Source organism: Edwardsiella hoshinae NBRC 105699 = ATCC 33379, assembly GCF_000474215.1.
GTDB classification, from domain to species: Bacteria; Pseudomonadota; Gammaproteobacteria; order Enterobacterales; family Enterobacteriaceae; genus Edwardsiella; species Edwardsiella hoshinae.
Genome location: NZ_BAUC01000015.1, coordinates 53060 through 69930 on the forward strand (window position 1 = coordinate 53060; position 16871 = coordinate 69930).

Annotated in this window: 16 protein-coding genes; 2 read left to right on the forward strand and 14 right to left on the reverse strand. The window is 60.3% G+C overall.

Features of this window, described 5'->3' with window-relative positions; translation table 11 throughout:
• Positions 1-71 precede the first annotated feature (71 nt).
• The 4 genes from nadD to leuS are packed head-to-tail and all read right to left on the reverse strand — an operon-like array spanning position 72 to position 5053.
• On the reverse strand, positions 72-737 hold the full coding sequence (gene nadD, locus EHO01S_RS06395; RefSeq protein ID WP_024523178.1) for a nicotinate-nucleotide adenylyltransferase: 666 nt from the start codon (positions 735-737) through the stop codon (positions 72-74).
• Positions 727-1761 carry a DNA polymerase III subunit delta gene (holA, locus tag EHO01S_RS06400; RefSeq protein WP_024523179.1) on the reverse strand — a complete coding sequence of 345 codons (1035 nt, stop codon included), beginning with the start codon at positions 1759-1761 and terminating at the stop codon, positions 727-729. The genes nadD and holA overlap by 11 nt, the downstream gene beginning before the upstream one ends.
• Entirely contained in the window at positions 1758-2456 is a 699-nt protein-coding gene (lptE, locus tag EHO01S_RS06405) for an LPS assembly lipoprotein LptE (RefSeq protein WP_024523180.1), read from the reverse strand. The genes holA and lptE overlap by 4 nt, the downstream gene beginning before the upstream one ends.
• Before the next feature lie 14 nt (positions 2457-2470).
• The gene (gene leuS, locus EHO01S_RS06410; RefSeq protein WP_024523181.1) at positions 2471-5053 is read right to left on the reverse strand and encodes a leucine--tRNA ligase; all 2583 of its coding nucleotides are present in this window, start codon (positions 5051-5053) and stop codon (positions 2471-2473) included.
• A gap of 302 nt (positions 5054-5355) precedes the next feature.
• Between leuS and EHO01S_RS06415 the strand changes: the two genes are divergently transcribed.
• Positions 5356-5838, forward strand: coding sequence for a zinc ribbon-containing protein (locus EHO01S_RS06415; protein WP_024523182.1), 483 nt, complete (start codon positions 5356-5358; stop codon positions 5836-5838).
• A gap of 24 nt (positions 5839-5862) precedes the next feature.
• Here EHO01S_RS06415 and rihA (EHO01S_RS06420) read toward each other — a convergent pair whose 3' ends face one another.
• The 7 genes from rihA (EHO01S_RS06420) to lnt form a co-directional block, all read right to left on the reverse strand.
• Positions 5863-6801: a pyrimidine-specific ribonucleoside hydrolase RihA gene (gene rihA, locus EHO01S_RS06420; RefSeq protein WP_024523183.1), complete on the reverse strand. Its 939-nt coding sequence runs from the start codon at positions 6799-6801 to the stop codon at positions 5863-5865.
• Entirely contained in the window at positions 6798-7757 is a 960-nt protein-coding gene (rihA, locus tag EHO01S_RS06425) for a pyrimidine-specific ribonucleoside hydrolase RihA (protein ID WP_024523184.1), read from the reverse strand. Before rihA (EHO01S_RS06425) ends, rihA (EHO01S_RS06420) begins: the two co-directional genes overlap by 4 nt.
• Before the next feature lie 129 nt (positions 7758-7886).
• Positions 7887-8612, reverse strand: coding sequence for an amino acid ABC transporter ATP-binding protein (locus tag EHO01S_RS06430; protein WP_024523185.1), 726 nt, complete (start codon positions 8610-8612; stop codon positions 7887-7889).
• Positions 8609-9286: a glutamate/aspartate ABC transporter permease GltK gene (gltK, locus tag EHO01S_RS06435; RefSeq protein WP_024523186.1), complete on the reverse strand. Its 678-nt coding sequence runs from the start codon at positions 9284-9286 to the stop codon at positions 8609-8611. The genes EHO01S_RS06430 and gltK overlap by 4 nt, the downstream gene beginning before the upstream one ends.
• Positions 9286-10026, reverse strand: coding sequence for an amino acid ABC transporter permease (locus tag EHO01S_RS06440; protein ID WP_024523187.1), 741 nt, complete (start codon positions 10024-10026; stop codon positions 9286-9288). Before EHO01S_RS06440 ends, gltK begins: the two co-directional genes overlap by 1 nt.
• Before the next feature lie 97 nt (positions 10027-10123).
• Positions 10124-11026, reverse strand: a complete 903-nt coding sequence (locus EHO01S_RS06445; RefSeq protein WP_024523188.1) for a glutamate/aspartate ABC transporter substrate-binding protein — start codon at positions 11024-11026, stop codon at positions 10124-10126.
• Positions 11027-11365: 339 nt separating this feature from the next.
• Positions 11366-12895, reverse strand: coding sequence for an apolipoprotein N-acyltransferase (gene lnt / locus EHO01S_RS06450; RefSeq protein ID WP_024523189.1), 1530 nt, complete (start codon positions 12893-12895; stop codon positions 11366-11368).
• A 157-nt stretch (positions 12896-13052) separates the two neighbouring features.
• On the opposite strand from lnt, the gene ald reads away from it, so the two are divergent.
• The gene (gene ald / locus EHO01S_RS06455) at positions 13053-14165 is read left to right on the forward strand and encodes an alanine dehydrogenase (RefSeq protein WP_024523190.1); all 1113 of its coding nucleotides are present in this window, start codon (positions 13053-13055) and stop codon (positions 14163-14165) included.
• Between the two features lie 37 nt (positions 14166-14202).
• Here ald and corC read toward each other — a convergent pair whose 3' ends face one another.
• The 3 genes from corC to EHO01S_RS06470 form a co-directional block, all read right to left on the reverse strand.
• Positions 14203-15090, reverse strand: coding sequence for a CNNM family magnesium/cobalt transport protein CorC (corC, locus tag EHO01S_RS06460; RefSeq protein ID WP_024523191.1), 888 nt, complete (start codon positions 15088-15090; stop codon positions 14203-14205).
• Between the two features lie 87 nt (positions 15091-15177).
• Positions 15178-15651: an rRNA maturation RNase YbeY gene (gene ybeY, locus EHO01S_RS06465; RefSeq protein ID WP_024523192.1), complete on the reverse strand. Its 474-nt coding sequence runs from the start codon at positions 15649-15651 to the stop codon at positions 15178-15180.
• Entirely contained in the window at positions 15648-16703 is a 1056-nt protein-coding gene (locus tag EHO01S_RS06470) for a PhoH family protein (protein WP_024523193.1), read from the reverse strand. Before EHO01S_RS06470 ends, ybeY begins: the two co-directional genes overlap by 4 nt.
• Positions 16704-16871: the final 168 nt, after the last annotated feature.

The window sequence follows — 16871 nt, forward strand, 5'->3', positions numbered from 1 at the left end:
GCGGAGAATAGCAGCCTGCAAATCCCTGTCAATCACCGAACGGGCGAAAGCGGCCGACCACAGGCGCGGGTTTAGCGGTAGAGACCCTGTAGCTCGATATAACGCTGTACCGACCGCGGTAGGAGATCATCACAGCTGACGCCTAGGTGACGCCGCTGGCGGATATCGGTGGCGGAGACGGAGTAGAGTGGTGTGTCGGCCAAGTAGATTAAGCCATGAGGTTGCTGATGCAGACGGGCGCTGTCCTGGGTACGGTGCCGCTCCAGCCAGGCTTGCAACTCCGGCGTCGCCAGATGGTCGGGATAGCCGGGGCGGGCGCAGACTAACAGGTGGCAACAGTGCAGAATATCTTGCCAGCGTTGCCAGCGGTGCAGGCTGAGCAGCGAGTCTTGCCCGATGATAAAGGCCAGCGGTTGCTGGTTGCCCAGTTCGGCGCGTAATCCCTCCAGGGTATCGATGGTATAAGAGGGCGTATCGCGACGCAGTTCGCGGTCATCGACGGAGAACAGCGCATCGTCGGCGATGGCCAGACGCGCCATCGCCAGGCGTTGGGCGGCACTGGCTTCCGGCTGAGGGCGGTGCGGCGGTACATGGTTGGGCAGCAGGGTGATGTGGCTAAGCCCCACCTCTTGTGCCAGCGCCGTTACCGGTTTGAGATGACCATAGTGGATGGGATCGAAAGTGCCTCCAAACAGCGCCAGCAGGGCTGGCGCCGCCGGGCAGGATTTACTCGGCATGCAGCATACTCTCCGGCAGCATCTTGCCGCACAGTAGTAGGGTCAAGGATTCCAGCTGTGGCCAGACGGATTGGCCGAAATCCTGTTTGATGATTTGTTCGCACTGGCTGAGCAAAGTGACCGCCTGATACAGCTGAGGCAATGTCAGATTTTGTAACGCCTGAGTCAACAGCGGGCGGCGGTTTTGCCACACTTTATGCCGGTCGAACAGGGTGCGCAGCGGTGTTTGTTGGCTCGCGCGTTGCAACTGCAACAGCAGCAGTACTTCACGCTGGGCGGTACGCAGCAACAGCACGGGCTCGCAGCCTTCCTGGCGTAGCTGGCTGAGAATGTGCCAGGCCCGTTTGGCGCGTGCCGCGAGCATGGCATCTACCCAGTGAAACGGGGAGAAGTGAGCGGCATCGTTGACCGCCTGCTCGACGCGCGGCAGGGTGAGCCGCCCATCGGGGTAGAGCAGCGCCAGGCGTCCGAGGGCCTGCGACAGCGCCAATAGATTGCCTTCGTAGCAGTAGCACAGCAGTTGCAACGCCGCCTCATCGAGCTGTAGCTGCATCTGGCGAGCGCGGTTGGCTACCCAGCGCGGCAGCTGCGCCTGCTCCGGCGTTTGGCAGCTGATCAGGGTGGCCTGGGTGCTCAGCTGTTTATACCAGGCGGCGTTCTCCTGGGCGCGCGTGGGACGGGGGCCGCGCAGCAGGAGTAACAGATCCGGGTGTAGCAGTCCGGCGAGTTGACACAGTCGCTCGCCTATCGCCGCATTGACGCCGTTGTCCGGCAAGGTCAGAGTGAGGATCTGACGGCTGGCGAACAGGCTTAGTGATTGGGATTGGCTGAATAGCGCCTCCCAGTCGGTGTGGGGATCGAGCGCGACGCTATGCTGTTCGTCGAACCCCAGTTCGCGGGCGCGCTGATGGATCAGATCCAGACTCTCCTGGATGAGCAGGGGGTCGTTGCCCAGAATGAAGTAGCAGGGGCGCAGTCCATCCTGCAACTGCGCGCCGAGCTGTTCGGGGTAGATCCGGTTCATTGTGCCGTGTGTCCGGCCGTGGACGCCGGTGCGGCGATGATGCTGGTGTTGACCCGTTCAAAATCGTCGCTGCCCTGCACCCGTGGCGCGCTGGCTTCGACGCTCATCCGCCGATCGTTGTTGTGCAACTCGGCCGCTTGCACACTCATCAGCTTACGCACCAACTGCTGGGCCGCCTGTTGGTACATCTCCTGCACCAACATCGTCTGTTCGGCATCCTTTGCCAAGGCGGCCAACGGATTGTCGAAGAAGCTGCGGTAGACGCGTACCGTGAGCGGGTAGATATCGTGGCCACGCACCAGCACCTGAGCGTTGGCGGTCATCACCATCTGGTACTCTGCCGTGACTCCATCCTTGAAGATGGAGACGGTGTCTTGACTACGGCTAATACCTAACAGGCGCAGAGAGGGCAGCGCACTGGCCGTTTTATCTACTTCCGTTTTAGCCGTGTTGTCCGTAGCCGTTTGGGCCGTGCGGCTCTGTGCCGCTAGGCTCTGCGCATCGACGATGATGATATCGTTTAGGCGCAACTGCTCGCGCACCGCGCGGGTAAAGGGACCATACGGGTCGCTACTGTCTAAGATGAGCTTATGGAACTCGGAGGGAACCTGCACGTTGCCGCGCAGGTGGAATCCACATCCGGCGGTGAGTAACACCGCCAATCCTAGCAACAGCGTAGTGATACGATGTCGCACACGTCCTCCTAGGCTCAACCGACAACCAGGTTAAGCAGTTTGCCCGCCACAAAGATCACCTTACGCACGGTGACACCATCGAGGTACTTGGCGACCAACGGCTCCGCCGCCGCCAGGGCACGTACCTGCTCTTCGCTGGCGTCGGCGGCGACGGTGATCTTGGCGCGAACTTTACCGTTGACCTGTACCACGATCAGCTTGTTCTCTTCGACCATTGCCGCTTCATCGGCGACCGGCCACGGTGCGACGTCGATATCGCCGGCGCCGCCCAGATCCTGCCACAGGGTGAAGCAGATGTGCGGGGTGAACGGGTACAGCATGCGTACCACCGCCAGCAGCGCTTCCTGCATCAGGGCGCGATCCTGCTCGCTCTCCTGCGGGGCTCGGGTCAGCTTGTTCATCAGCTCCATCACAGCGGCGATGGCGGTATTGAAGGTCTGACGGCGCCCGATGTCGTCGCTTACCTTGGCGATGGTCTTATGCAGATCGCGGCGCAACGCCTTCTGATCGTCATTCAGCGCACTGAGGTCGAGGGGCGCGGTCGGGCCTTTCTGCACGTGGTCATAGGCCAGTTTCCAGACGCGCTTCAGGAAGCGGTTGGCCCCCTCGACGCCTGATTCCTGCCACTCCAGCGTCATTTCTGCCGGGGAGGCGAACATCATGAACAAACGCACGGTGTCGGCGCCATAACGCTCAACCATCACCTGCGGGTCGATGCCGTTGTTCTTCGACTTGGACATCTTGCTCATGCCGGCGTAGATCAGTTCTCGTCCGTCACGGTCAGTGGCCTTGGTAATGCGTCCCTTGTCGTCGCGCTCGACGGTAACGTCGACCGGCGACACCCAGTTCCGCTCGCCGTTGGCACCGGTGTAGTAGAAGGCATCGGCCAGCACCATCCCCTGGCACAGCAGGCGTTTGGCCGGCTCATCGGAATTCACCAGGCCGGCATCACGCATCAGCTTGTGGAAGAAACGGAAGTACATCAGGTGCATGATGGCGTGCTCGATACCGCCGACATACTGATCGACCGGCAGCCAGTAGTTGGCCGCCGCTGGGTCCAGCATGCCCTGGTCGAACTGCGGGCAGGTGTAACGGGCGTAATACCAGGAGGACTCCATGAAGGTGTCGAAGGTATCGGTTTCGCGCAGCGCCGGCTGGCCGTTGACGGTGGTCTTGGCCCACTCGGCATCGGCCTTGATCGGGCTGGTGATGCCATCCATCACCACGTCTTCCGGCAGGATCACCGGCAGTTGATCTTCCGGCGTCGGGATGACGCTACCATCCTCCAGGGTGACCATCGGGATCGGTGCGCCCCAGTAGCGTTGACGGGAGACCCCCCAGTCACGCAGGCGGTAGTTGACCTTACGCTCGCCGACGCCGAGGGCGGCTAAGCGGGTGGCTACCGCGTCGAAGGCGGCGGCGAAGTCTAGACCATCAAACTCGCCAGAATTGAACAGCACCCCTTTTTCGGTCATGGCGGCGGCGCTGATGTCTGGTGCGTGGCCATCGGCGGTCAGGATCACCGCTTTCATTGGTAGGCCATACTTGTCGGCGAACTCCCAGTCACGCTGGTCGTGAGCCGGAACGGACATCACTGCGCCGGTACCGTAATCCATCAATACGAAGTTGGCGACCCAGATGGGCAGACGCTCACCGCTCAACGGATGTACAGCGTACAGGCCGGTAGCCATGCCTTTCTTCTCCATGGTCGCCATGTCGGCTTCGGCAACCTTGGTGTTTTTGCACTCATCGATAAACTGCGCCAACGCCGGGTTGTTGGCTGCGGCTTCCTGAGCCAGCGGGTGTGCCGCCGCGATCGCCAGGTAGCTGACGCCCATAAAGGTGTCTGGGCGGGTGGTGTAGACGGCGAAGGTGTCGTCGCGATCGGCGACGCGGAAGGTGATCTCCACCCCTTCGGAGCGACCGATCCAGTTACGCTGCATGGTCTTGACCTGTTCCGGCCAGTCTTCCAGCTTATCCAAATCGTTGAGCAGTTGATCGGCATAATCGGTGATCTTAATGAACCACTGCGGGATCTCCTTGCGTTCTACCTTGGAGTCGCAGCGCCAACAGCAACCGTCGATCACCTGCTCGTTGGCCAGCACGGTCTGGTCGTTGGGGCACCAGTTGACCGCGGAGGTCTTCTTATAGACCAGGCCTTTCTCATACAGCTTGGTGAAGAACCACTGCTCCCAGCGATAATAGTCCGGCTTGCAGGTAGCGATTTCACGGCTCCAGTCATAGCCGAATCCCAGCAGTTTCAGCTGGTTCTTCATATAGTCGATGTTGGCGTAGGTCCAGGGGGCCGGCGCGGTGTTATTCTTGACCGCGGCACCTTCCGCGGGCAGGCCGAACGCATCCCAACCGATGGGTTGTAGCACATTCTTGCCGAGCATGCGTTGATAGCGGGAGATCACATCACCGATGGTGTAGTTACGGACGTGGCCCATATGCAGACGACCGGACGGGTACGGCAGCATGGAGAGGCAGTAGTATTTCTCCTTGCTGGCATCCTCGGTGACCTGGAAGGTTTTCTGTTCATCCCAATGACGCTGGACGTGGGATTCGATGTCCTCTGGACGATATTGCTCTTGCATGGCAGCTGGAAGTCCTGTTAGTGAAACAGCTACACCTGTAGCCTGATGTGTGATAGTGATCGGCATAGAATAGCCGATAAGCGCCGCAGGCAACAACCGCCGAGCGTGGCTGCGTGGCGAATTCTTTCCCCGCCGTCGCGTCGATCACCTTTTGTTACGCAGTGACGATGAAGAGGATAGTCTGACAATTAATCAGGGCTAAACTATAACTAACAGACGAGAACTCGGGGAGTTACGTGCCGGCCGGTGCAGAGGGGGCGGCATGTTGGTTTTTCTGACCGCTGCGAGATGGAGGTAGGACGATGAGTAAGGTGACGCACTATTATCAACAATGGCTGGCGGCGCTGACCGAACGCCTGAAGAACGGCGAGCGCGACATCGATGCGCTGCTGGATAGCGCGCAGCAGCAACTGCGCCATGCCAGCGACCTGAGCGAGGCCGACATCGAACAGATCCGTCTAGCGATGCGCCGCGATCTGGAAGAGTTCGCTCGTGCCTATCAGGAGAGCCGCGATGAGATGGAGGACAGTGTCTTCATGCGGGTGATTAAGGAAAGCCTGTGGCAGGAGTTGGCCGACATCACCGACAAGACCCAGCTCGAATGGCGCGAGGTATTACAGGATGTCAGCCATCACGGTGTCTACCACAGCGGCGAGGTGGTCGGTCTGGGGCATCTGGTGTGTGAGAAGTGCCACTTCAACCTGGATGTCTATACCCCGGAGATCTTGCCGCGTTGCCCGCGCTGTGGACATGATCAGTTCCAGCGCCGCCCCTTCCGTCCCTGAAGACGCTCGCGTCGTGGCTTGGCGCTACGCCGCGTAGCGCCGTAGCTCGGCGATCAGTAACGCGACAAAGGCGGGGCGGTCGATGGTCAACAGCACCTCGCAGTTGGCGTCGCGTCCCGTCAGCCGGTGGCGATCGACCAGCGTCATCCCCGCGGTATAGCGTCCGCGTGTTTCCACGCCCACCCAATAATGCGCGCTGCTGAACAACTGCGGCGCCAGCAGCCAGGCGATGGCACAGGGATCATGCATCGCTGCCCCTGGTAAATGGCGTGGTCCATTGAGGTAGATAGGCAGATAGAAGTCGAGCATCTCGGCCACCGCCAGCGCTACCGGGTTGGCGAGGGCGCGGATGCGCTCAACCTCGTCAGGTAGCACCAACGCCTGGTGGGTCATATGTAGTCCGGCCATGACCAGCGGTACGCCGGATTGCATCACGATGTCCGCCGCGTGAGGATCGACCAGGATGTTGAACTCGGCGCAGGGGGTGACGTTGCCGACGTCCATCCCGCCGCCCATAAAGACAATCTGCGCCAGGCGCGAGCGCAGTTGCGGATAGCTACGCAGCAGTAAGGCCGCGTTGGTCATCGGGCCGGTGACCACCAGGGTGACCGGTTCGCGACTACGCTGCAATACCTCGGCCATCAGCGCCAGTGCGCCACGCGCATCGGCGCTGCGGGGGGCTTCAGGCAGTTGGGTATGTCCCATTCCGCTGCTGCCGTGTACCTCTTGGGCGATGCGCAGTGGGTAGAGCAGCGGCTTGGCGGCACCGCCGGCCAGCGGAATGTCATCGCGCCCCATCAGGGTCAGCAGACGCAGGGCGTTGTCCAGGGTTTTCTCTGGGGTCTGGTTGCCGGCGCTGGTGGTTACCGCCAACACCGCCAGTTGCGGTGCGCGCAGCGCCATCGCAAGGGCGATGGCATCATCCAGCCCAGGATCGCAGTCGATGATCACCGGTCGTTTCATCCTCTTTCCTCCGTGAAGTCGCCATAGGCCGTGGCGATCCGCTCGACGAGCAGATCGACGAAAGCCCTACGATCGATGTCTGTCAGTACGGTGGTGTTGGCGGGCAAACCGTTCTGGCCGAGGCTATCGACTACCGTCATGCCGTCGCTGTATTGTCCACAGGTTTCCACGCCGACCCAACATGTGTGGTGGCGGAAGAGTTGGGGACGTAGCAGCCAGGCGATGGTGCAGGGATCGTGTAGCGGCGCGCCCTGAAAGCCCCATTTTTCTTGACGGTGATAGCGCATAAAGAAGTCGAGCAACTCGGCGACGGTACGCGCCACCGGGTTGCCTAAGGCGCGCAAGCGTTCGATATCGGCATCGAGGATTTGTGCCCGATGGGTCACGTCCAGCCCTGCCATCACGATGGGCACACCGCTCTGGAATACCATCTCGGCGGCTTCGGGATCGACATAGATGTTGAACTCTGCCGCGGGGGTCCAGTTACCGGCGCCAGCGCTGCCGCCCATGATGACGATGCGTGCGATGCGTGTGTGTAACTCGGGATGCGCCGCCAACAACAGCGCCACATTGGTCAGTGGCCCTGTGGCCACCAGGGTGAGCGGTTGCGCGCTGGCGCGTAGCGTCTGCGCCATCAACGCCAGCGCCCCTTCGGGGCGGGGGGCGAAGCCGGGCTCGGGTAGGCAGGGGCCGTCCAATCCGCTCACACCGTGTACATTGTCGGCGATGATCAGCTCGCGCAGCAACGGCTTGGCGGCTCCGGCCGCCACCGGAATGTCGCTGCGGCGGAGCAGGGTGAGAATGCGCAGGGCGTTGCGCAGGGTCTTGTCGGGCGTTTGATTGCCGGCACACGTGGTCACGGCCCGTAGATCTAATTCTGGGCTGGCCAGCGCCAGGATTAGGGCGATGGCATCATCGTGGCCGGGGTCGCAATCGATGATCAGGGGAAGTGTCATGGGGAGCCCTCCGATTCGCGTCACGGGATGGTTGGCTTACACCATACTCCCGTGACGCAAGCTCGGACAGTTGCCGGGGGGGAAAGCGTGAGTCAGGGCGCACTCCTGAGACGCTCGGCTTCCTGCGTGTTAGTGGATGATTTTTGCTAGGAAATCACGCGCACGCGGCGAGTGGGGCTGGGTGAAGAAATCGTCCTTTGCCCGGTCTTCGATGATGCGTCCCTCATCCATAAAGATCACCCGGTTGGCTACCTTGCGCGCGAACCCCATCTCATGAGTGACCACCATCATCGTCATGCCCTCGCGCGCCAGAGCGATCATCACATCCAGGACTTCGTTGATCATCTCTGGATCGAGGGCTGAGGTCGGCTCGTCGAATAGCATCGCCACCGGATCCATGCACAGTGCTCGAGCGATGGCTACGCGCTGTTGCTGGCCACCGGAGAGTTGGGCGGGGAACTTGCTAGCGTGCGATGCCAGGCCGACCCGTTCCAGCAGGGCCTGACCTTTGCTGATGGCTTGAGCGCGTGGGCGGCCGAGCACTTTGATCTGCGCTAAGGTCAGGTTGTCGATGATCGACAGGTGGGGAAACAGCTCAAAGTGCTGGAAGACCATACCGACTTGGGCACGCAGCCGCGCCAGGTTGGTGCGCTGGTCGTGCAGCGCCGTGCCATTGACCGTGATCTGCCCTTGCTGGATCGGCTCTAGCCCGTTGACGGTCTTGATCAGGGTCGACTTGCCCGAGCCGGAGGGGCCGCAGACTACCACCACCTCGCCCTTATCGACATGGGTGCTACAGTCGTTCAGCACCTGAAACGACCCATACCATTTACTGACCTGTTGCAGGGCGATCATACTGCGCTCCTTTTCTTAAGATGGTTGACCAGCAGCGAGGCGCTGAGGCTGATAATAAAGTAGATGACACCGGCGAACAGGATCATCTCTAACTGGGTGCCGTCGCGCTCGCCGATGGTTGAGGCGGTGCGGAAGAAGTCAGCCAGACTTAGGACGTACACCAGCGAGGTGTCTTGAAATAGCACGATCCCTTGGGTCAGCAGCAGTGGCACCATGGCGCGGAACGCCTGCGGCAGGATCACCAGGTACATGGATTGCCACGGTGTCATGCCCAGCGCCAGAGCGGCGGCGTTCTGCCCGCGTGCGACGCTCTTGATCCCGGCGCGGATGATCTCCGAGTAGTAGGCGGCTTCGAACAGGGCGAAGGCAACCATCGCCGAGATCAGCCGGATATCCTGTTTAGGTGACAGGCCGAGCACCTGTTGCAATAGGCTGGGCACCACCAGGTAGAACCACAGCAACACCATCACCAACGGCACCGAGCGGAAGAGGTTAACGTACAGCGCGGCCAGCCAGGCGAGCGGTTTCCAGCGTGACAGGCGCATCACTGCCAGGCAGGTACCCCATAGAATGCCGACCACCACCGCCGTGACGGTGATCTGCAAGGTGATCGCCATACCATCCAGCAAATAGGGCAAGCTGGGGACGATGGAACTCCAGTCGAATTGATACATTAGCGGCTCCCCATATTGCCCGGTAGCTGGAGGCGCCGCTCCAGCAGATGCATGCCCAGCATCAATAGCGCATTGATGGCGATATAGGCCAGGGTAATGGCTGTGAAGGATTCATAGGCATGCGCCGAGTAATCCAGCAGCTTGCCGGCCTGGGCGGCCATGTCCAGCAAACCGATGGTCGAGGCGATGGCCGAATTCTTTACCAGGTTCAGCATCTCGGAGGTGAGGGGCGGCACGATCACCCGGTAGGCGTTGGGTAACAGCACGTAGCGGTAGGTTTGCGCCAGAGTGAAACCGAGCGCCAGCCCGGCGTTCTTCTGCCCGCGCGGCAGGGCATTGATCGCGGCGCGCACCTGCTCGCAGACGCGTGCCGCGGTAAACAGTCCCAAACACAACAGCGAAGAGACGAAAAACTGGATCGGCGGATCCAGTTCGCCTTTAAACCAGTTGCCCCAGTCCGTCGGCAATAGCTCCGGCACCACCAGATACCAGGTAAAAAATTGCACGATCAGCGGGACGTTGCGGAACAGCTCCACGTAGAGGGCCGCAAGCGTCGCCAGCGGACGGCTAGGCAGGGTGCGTAGGATCCCCAGCAGCGAACCTAACAGCAGAGCGATCAGCCAGGCCGCTGCGGAGAGGGCAATCGTCACCTGCATCCCGGAGCCGATCCAGCCCAGGTAGGTGGTGCCGCCGAAGGGGGCCGGTTCGAGGAAGATGCCCCAGTTCCAATCGATAGACATAGATGACTCCGGTTAACCGGCGCGCCGCCAGCGGGCGCGCAAGGAGAGCGATGCCGTGTCCCGTAGGCGCCTACGGGACGACGCGGCGTGGTTACGTCTATTCGGCGATGCGATCGTTGGGCGTGGCGAACAACTTATGCATCTCCTCGGAGAGGGCGAAGTGTAGATTCATATTCTTCGGCGGGATCGGTTGCTCGAACCAACGCTGATACCAACTGGCGGCCTGGCCGGCGGTTTGTGCCTGGGCGATGGTGTCGTCGATCAACTTCTTGAAGGCGGGATCATCCTTACGCAGCATGCAGCCGTAGGCCTCATAGGACTGCGGTGTACCGACGATGACCCAGCGTTCGGGTTGCTTGGCCTTGGCGCGCTCGCCAGCCAGGAGTGCATCGTCCATCATGAAAGCTACCGCGCGGCCGCTTTCCAAGGTACGGAATGAGTCGCCGTGATCCTTGGCGCTGATGATACGCATCTTCATACCCTCTTTTTCGTTCATGCGATTGAGCATGATCTCTGAGGTGGTGCCGGAGGTGACCACCACCGGTTTACCCGCCAGATCACGGAAGTCATGCACTCCGCTGTCCTTGGCGGTCAACAAGCGGGTACCGACGATGAACAGGGTATTGGAGAAGGCCACTTGTTGCTGGCGCTCGGCGTTATGAGTGGTCGAGCCGCACTCAAAGTCATAGGTACCGTTTTGTAACAATGGGATACGGTTTTGCGAGGTGATAGGCAGGAGCTTCACTTGGAGGTTAGGCAGTGCGAGTTGCTTCTTTACCGCGGCCACGATGGCGTTGCTGTAATCTTGCGAGTAGCCGACCACCTGCTGTTTATTGTCGTAATAAGAGAAGGGCACCGATGACTCACGGTGGCCGACGACGATCACGCCATTCTGCTTGATCTTCTGTAATGTGGCCGAATCGGAGGTACCGCTATCCGCTACGGCATACAGCGGGAGAGATAGTGCTAAAAGTGCCATTGTTAACACAGACTTATGCATGCCTGACTCCTTCCTGTTGAGGGGTGTTGTGTCTATCTATTTGTTTTGTAATGTTTATTTAACGAGTTTCCCCGCCGAACGCTGGCGTGGGAGAGATGGATAGAAACATAACGCAATGTAAATAAATTGATATCAAAATGTTTATAAAATGAGGTATAACACGCACCATTTTATGGCGCGAGGGGGCGTCTGCACACCGTTAGGGCGGAGTGTCGCGCCAGCGTGGTGCAAGCCTGGCCTTTTATCGCTGGTTTAGGCTGTTTTTGCCCCACTACGGGGAACTATTGCAAGGGGTATGCCAAGGAAGCGGGCGATCGGCATGATCGCCCGCGAGTGAGATTAACGGCGGCGTAGCGCGTAGAGTAGTGCCAAGCTGCCCATCAGCGCACTGAGTAGCCATAGTGGTGTGCTTCCCAGGCGGGCATAGGGCGTTTCGCCCCGCGTCGGGGTAACGTTGACTTCGAGTACCTGGCGCGTGAATTGCGGCAGGCTGGCGATGACGTTACCGGAGGCGTCGACGGCGGCGGTGATGCCGTTGTTGGTGGCGCGTAACAGCGGCCGGCCGAGCTCCAGCGCTCGCATCCGCGCCATCTGGAAGTGTTGCCACGGGCCGATGGAGTTGCCGAACCAGGCATCGTTAGAGACGGTGAGCAAGAAGTCGGTATTCGGGCGGAAGTTGGCGCGCACCTGCTCGCCCAGCACGATCTCATAACAGATGGCGGTGGTGAGATCGTAACCCTGAACTTGGAGTGCCGGCTGTACATAGTCGCCACGGCTGAAAGCCGACATCGGCAGGTTGAAGAAGGGCGCCAGCGGGCGCAACAGATCTTCCATCGGAACAAACTCGCCGAACGGTACCAGGTGATGTTTGCTGTAGCGTTGGCGCGCCGGGTAGTGGTAAGGCGTCTCGCCGCCCAGCACGATCACCGAGTTGTAGAAGCGCATGCCATGCGGCCCGGGGCGCTCGTCCACCAGACCGGTGATCAGGCTGCTGTGGTGGGCGCGTAGCAGGCGATCCATCATGGTCAGGAACGGCTGTTGGTTGGCCTCGGTGTCGGCGATGGCCGACTCAGGCCAGATGATGATCGGCGCCTTGCCCAGGTAAGGCCGGGTGGCGTCGAGATAGGCTTGCAGCGAGGTGATCAGCGCGTTCGGGTCCCACTTCAGCGACTGGGCGATGTCGCCCTGCACCATGGCGACGTTGACTGACTTCTGCGGCAGGCTTTGATACCAATGCAGTTGGCGGAGCGGCCAGGGGGCGAGTAGCAGCAGTAGCGCCAGCAACGCCGGCATGGTGCGACGCCGTACGGCGGCCAACACAAGCAGGCCGCTGATGACCAGCAACAGGTAGGTGATGGCGTCGACGCCAGCCAGCGGTGCGATCCCTTTCAATGGGCCGTTGAGCTGGCTATAGCCAAACTGTAGCCAGGGAAATCCCGTTAGCACCCAGCCGCGTAGAAACTCGCTGACCTGCCATAACGCTGGCGCCGCGATCACCAGACGCCAGAGGTTAGCGCGCGGCCATAGACGGTTGAGTACGGCGCAGAACAGCAGTGGGTAGAGCGCCAGGTAGGCAGCCAGCAGCACCACCAAGGAGACGCTGATCGCCGTCGGCATGCCGCCAAACTGCGCTATGCTGACATAAACCCAATTGACGCCACTGCCGAACAGCCCTAGCCCCCATAGGAAGCCCAGTAGCATGGCCTGGCGTGTCGTGCGATTCAAGGTGACGGCGAGCAAGCCGCAGAGGGAGATCAGCGCCGCCGGCCAGATATCATAGGGCGAGAAGGCGAGGGTGCCGCAGGCCCCGCTGGCCAGGGCCAATAACGCGCGCATGCGTTGGCGTTGCAGTAAAGCAGCGATAGTCATTAATTCTACTCTTTTCACTTCAGAATGGAGATGTAGCCCAACAGTTGTTAAAAAATGGTAACAAATTCTATTCCACAGTGCCTATACTGGTGAAAAATAATGCAATGATTCGGCTGTTTTTTAGGGTGCGGTAACCAGCAGATAACGTGAGGCTAACATGATTATTGGCATACCAAGAGAAATAAAAAACCACGAATATCGTGTCGGTATGACGCCGAGCAGTGTACGTGAAGTTACGTTACGAGGCCATAGAGTTATGGTGGAAAGCGCGGCGGGGGCGGGCATCGGCTATAGCGATGAGATGTATCGCCAGGCCGGCGCCGAGATCGTCGCCGATGCCGCTACGCTGTTCGCCAGCGCGGCATTGATCGTGAAAGTGAAGGAGCCACAGGCGGCCGAATGCGCGCGGCTGCGTCCAGGGCAGATCTTGTTTGCTTATTTGCATCTGGCACCCGATCGGGCACAGACCCAGGCGTTGCTGGCCAGTGGTGCCGTCTGCATCGCTTATGAGACGGTGACCAACAGTGACGGCGCATTGCCGTTGCTGGCGCCAATGTCGGCCGTGGCCGGACGGATGTCGATCCAGGCTGGTGCCCAGGCGTTGGAGAAGACACAGGGAGGACGCGGTATCCTGCTGGCTGGGGTGCCTGGCGTCGAGCCGGCTAAGGTAGTGATCCTGGGGGGCGGCGTGGTCGGCGCCAATGCGGCGCGTATGGCGCTAGGGATGCGCGCCGATGTGACGTTGCTGGACTACAACGTGGCGGTGTTGCAGCGGCTGGATAGTGAGTTTCAGGGGCGGGTGAAGCTGCTCTATTCCAGCAGTGAGACGATAGGACGCCTGCTGCCGACGACCGATCTGTTGATCGGCGGAGTGCTGGTGCCCGGCGCCGCGGCACCTAAATTGGTGTCGCGGGCGCAGGTGGCGACGATGCGTCCGGGATCGGCAATCGTCGATGTGGCGATCGATCAGGGCGGGTGTGTTGCCACCTCGCGCCCCACGACGCACCAAGAGCCAACCTATGTTGAGGAGGGGGTGGTGCACTATTGTGTCGCGAATATGCCGGGGGCGGTGGCCTATAGTGCGACGCAGGCGCTGAATAATGCGACGCTGCCCTACATCTTGGCATTGGCCGATCATGGCTTGGCGGCGTTACGCCAGGATGCGGGGTTAATGGCCGGATTGAATGTGATGGCCGGGCAATTGACCTGTCCGGCGGTGGCGCAGGCCCATGGTCTGAATTACACCGAGCCACGACGCCTGTTGGCGTAATTGCGATGAGCGGGGGCGCGATGCCCCCGCGTTTTCGCTAGATGTCGGTGTCCAACTGGGGCAGCGGGGCGTTATCCGGGATCTTGACGTGCACCTGGATGATCCGTCGACTGTCTGCCATGGCGACCTTAAACTGGTAGCCATCGATTTCGATGCTCTCGCCGCGCGACGGTAGATGGCCGAAGGCCTGCATCACCAGCCCGCCGATCGTGTCGACTTCCTCGTCGCTGAAGCGGGTGGCGAAGACTTCGTTGAAATCCTCAATCTGGGTCAGTGCCCGCACGGTATACAGGTGGCGGCTGATCTGACGCACGTCGCGATCCTCAACTTCATCGTACTCGTCATCGATCTCGCCGACGATCAATTCCAGAATATCCTCGATGGTGACCAGACCGGAGACGCCGCCGAACTCGTCGATGACGATAGCCATATGGTAACGCTGGGAGCGAAACTCTTTCAGCATCCGGTCGACACGTTTGCTTTCCGGCACCACGACTGCTTGGCGCAGCACTTTGTCGATGCTGAAAGGGGCGGCATCGCTGCGCATGAAGGGCAGCAGATCCTTGGCCATCAGCAGCCCCTCGATGTGATCTTTGTCCTCGCTGATCACCGGGAAGCGAGAGTGGGCGGAGTCGATGATGACATCCAGGCACTCGTCCAGGGTCTGATTCCGCTTCAGGGTGACCATCTGGCTACGCGGGATCATGATATCGCGCACGCGCTGTTCGGCGATATCCATGACGCCCTCCAGCATGTCGCGGGTATCGGGGTCGATCAGATCGTTTTGTTCGGAGTCACGGATCAACTCAACCAGATCGTTGCGGTTTTTCGGCTCGCCGTGGAACAGTTGGTTGAGTAAAAGGGAAAAGAAGCCTTTCTTATGGGGACTGGGGCTGTCGCTATTCTGAGAATGGTCGTCGCTCATAGCGTATGTATGTGGTTACTCTTTATCTGGTCAATCTTAACGCCGGCCGCCACGCGGCCAGCGCAAACATGAACCCGGCGGGTTCGTTCAGTTGGACTCTTTTTCGGCCGCGTAGGGATCGGGATAGCCTAACGCCTGCATGATCTCGGCCTCCAGAGACTCCATCTCTTCAGCCTCTTGGTCGCTGATGTGGTCATACCCTAGCAGATGAAGCGCGCCATGCACAACCATATGCGCCCAATGTGAGAGCGGGGTTATGTTCTGTTGCTGCGCCTCAGCCTCCACCACCTGACGGCAGATCACCATGTCACCGAGTAGTGGCAGCTCAATTTCCGGCGGGGCCTCAAACGGGAAGGAGAGCACGTTGGTTGGCCGATCTTTACCACGGTAGGTGAGGTTAAGCTGGTGGCTCTCCGCCTCATCCACCAGGCGGATGGTGACCTCCGCCTCGTCACGGAAGCGCGGCAGCACCGCCTCGAGCCAGCGGAGAAAGTCCCCCTCGGCCGGGAGGCCGGGGGCGTCGTCGCAGGCGATTTGGAGATCGAGAATAATATGACTCATGCTTGTTCCTGTTGCTGAGAGGCCTGGGCCTCGCGTTTGCGCTCGGCGGCCAGCGCCGCTTTGCGTTGTTGTTCGGCGGCTTCCCACGCCTCGTAGGCCATCACTACGCGAGCGACCACCGGGTGGCGTACCACGTCTTCGCTGTGGAAGAAGTTGAAGCTGATCTCGTCGACTGGCGAGAGTACCTCGATGGCATGACGTAGCCCGGATTTCTGATTGCGCGGCAAATCGACCTGGGTGATATCGCCGGTGATCACCGCCTTGGAGTTAAAGCCGATACGCGTCAGGAACATCTTCATCTGTTCGATGGTGGTGTTCTGGCTTTCGTCCAGGATGATGAAGGCATCATTCAGGGTGCGTCCACGCATGTAGGCCAGCGGTGCGACTTCGATGATGTTGCGCTCCATCAGCTTCTCGACCCGCTCGAAACCGAGCATTTCAAACAGCGCGTCGTACAGCGGGCGCAGGTAGGGGTCAACCTTCTGGCTAAGATCGCCGGGGAGAAAGCCCAGTTTCTCTCCCGCTTCGACCGCCGGGCGGGTCAGCAGGATACGGCGGATCTCTTGGCGCTCCAGGGCATCTACAGCGGCGGCCACCGCCAGATAGGTCTTGCCGGTTCCGGCCGGGCCGATGCCGAAAGTGATGTCGTGGTCGAGAATGTTGGCGATGTACTGCGCTTGATTCGGGGTACGCGGCTTGATCAGTCCACGCTTGGTTTTGATGTGGATCGCTTTGCCGTAATCGGGCACGTGCTCGGCGGCTTGCTCCAACACCCGGCTCTCCTTGAGCGCCAGGTGGATCTGTTCGGGATCGATGTCGCCGATCTGGCCGCGTAGCGGGGCCGTGTCGACATACAGCTGTTTGAGAATATCGATGGCGGCGTGTACACAAGGGGTACGGCCGACCAGCTTAAAGTGATTGTCACGGTGACTGATTTCGATCCCCAGACGGCGTTCGAGCAGTTTAATATTGTCATCAAACGGGCCGCACAGGCTATTCAGTCGCTGATTATCAGCGGGTTCAAGCAAGAGTTCTTCGGTTGTGACGTTCAAATCAATCCTCTGGATTTGTGTGTGCATTACGCCGCCCGCGGCGCGGGAGACGCAGGGATGCGGGCCATGCGTTGGCCACGCGGTATATAGACAACGGTTACGCACATCATACATGTCACCGGGTAGCAATTGCCAATCTTCGCACACGACGCCGGCGTCAGCGGGGAA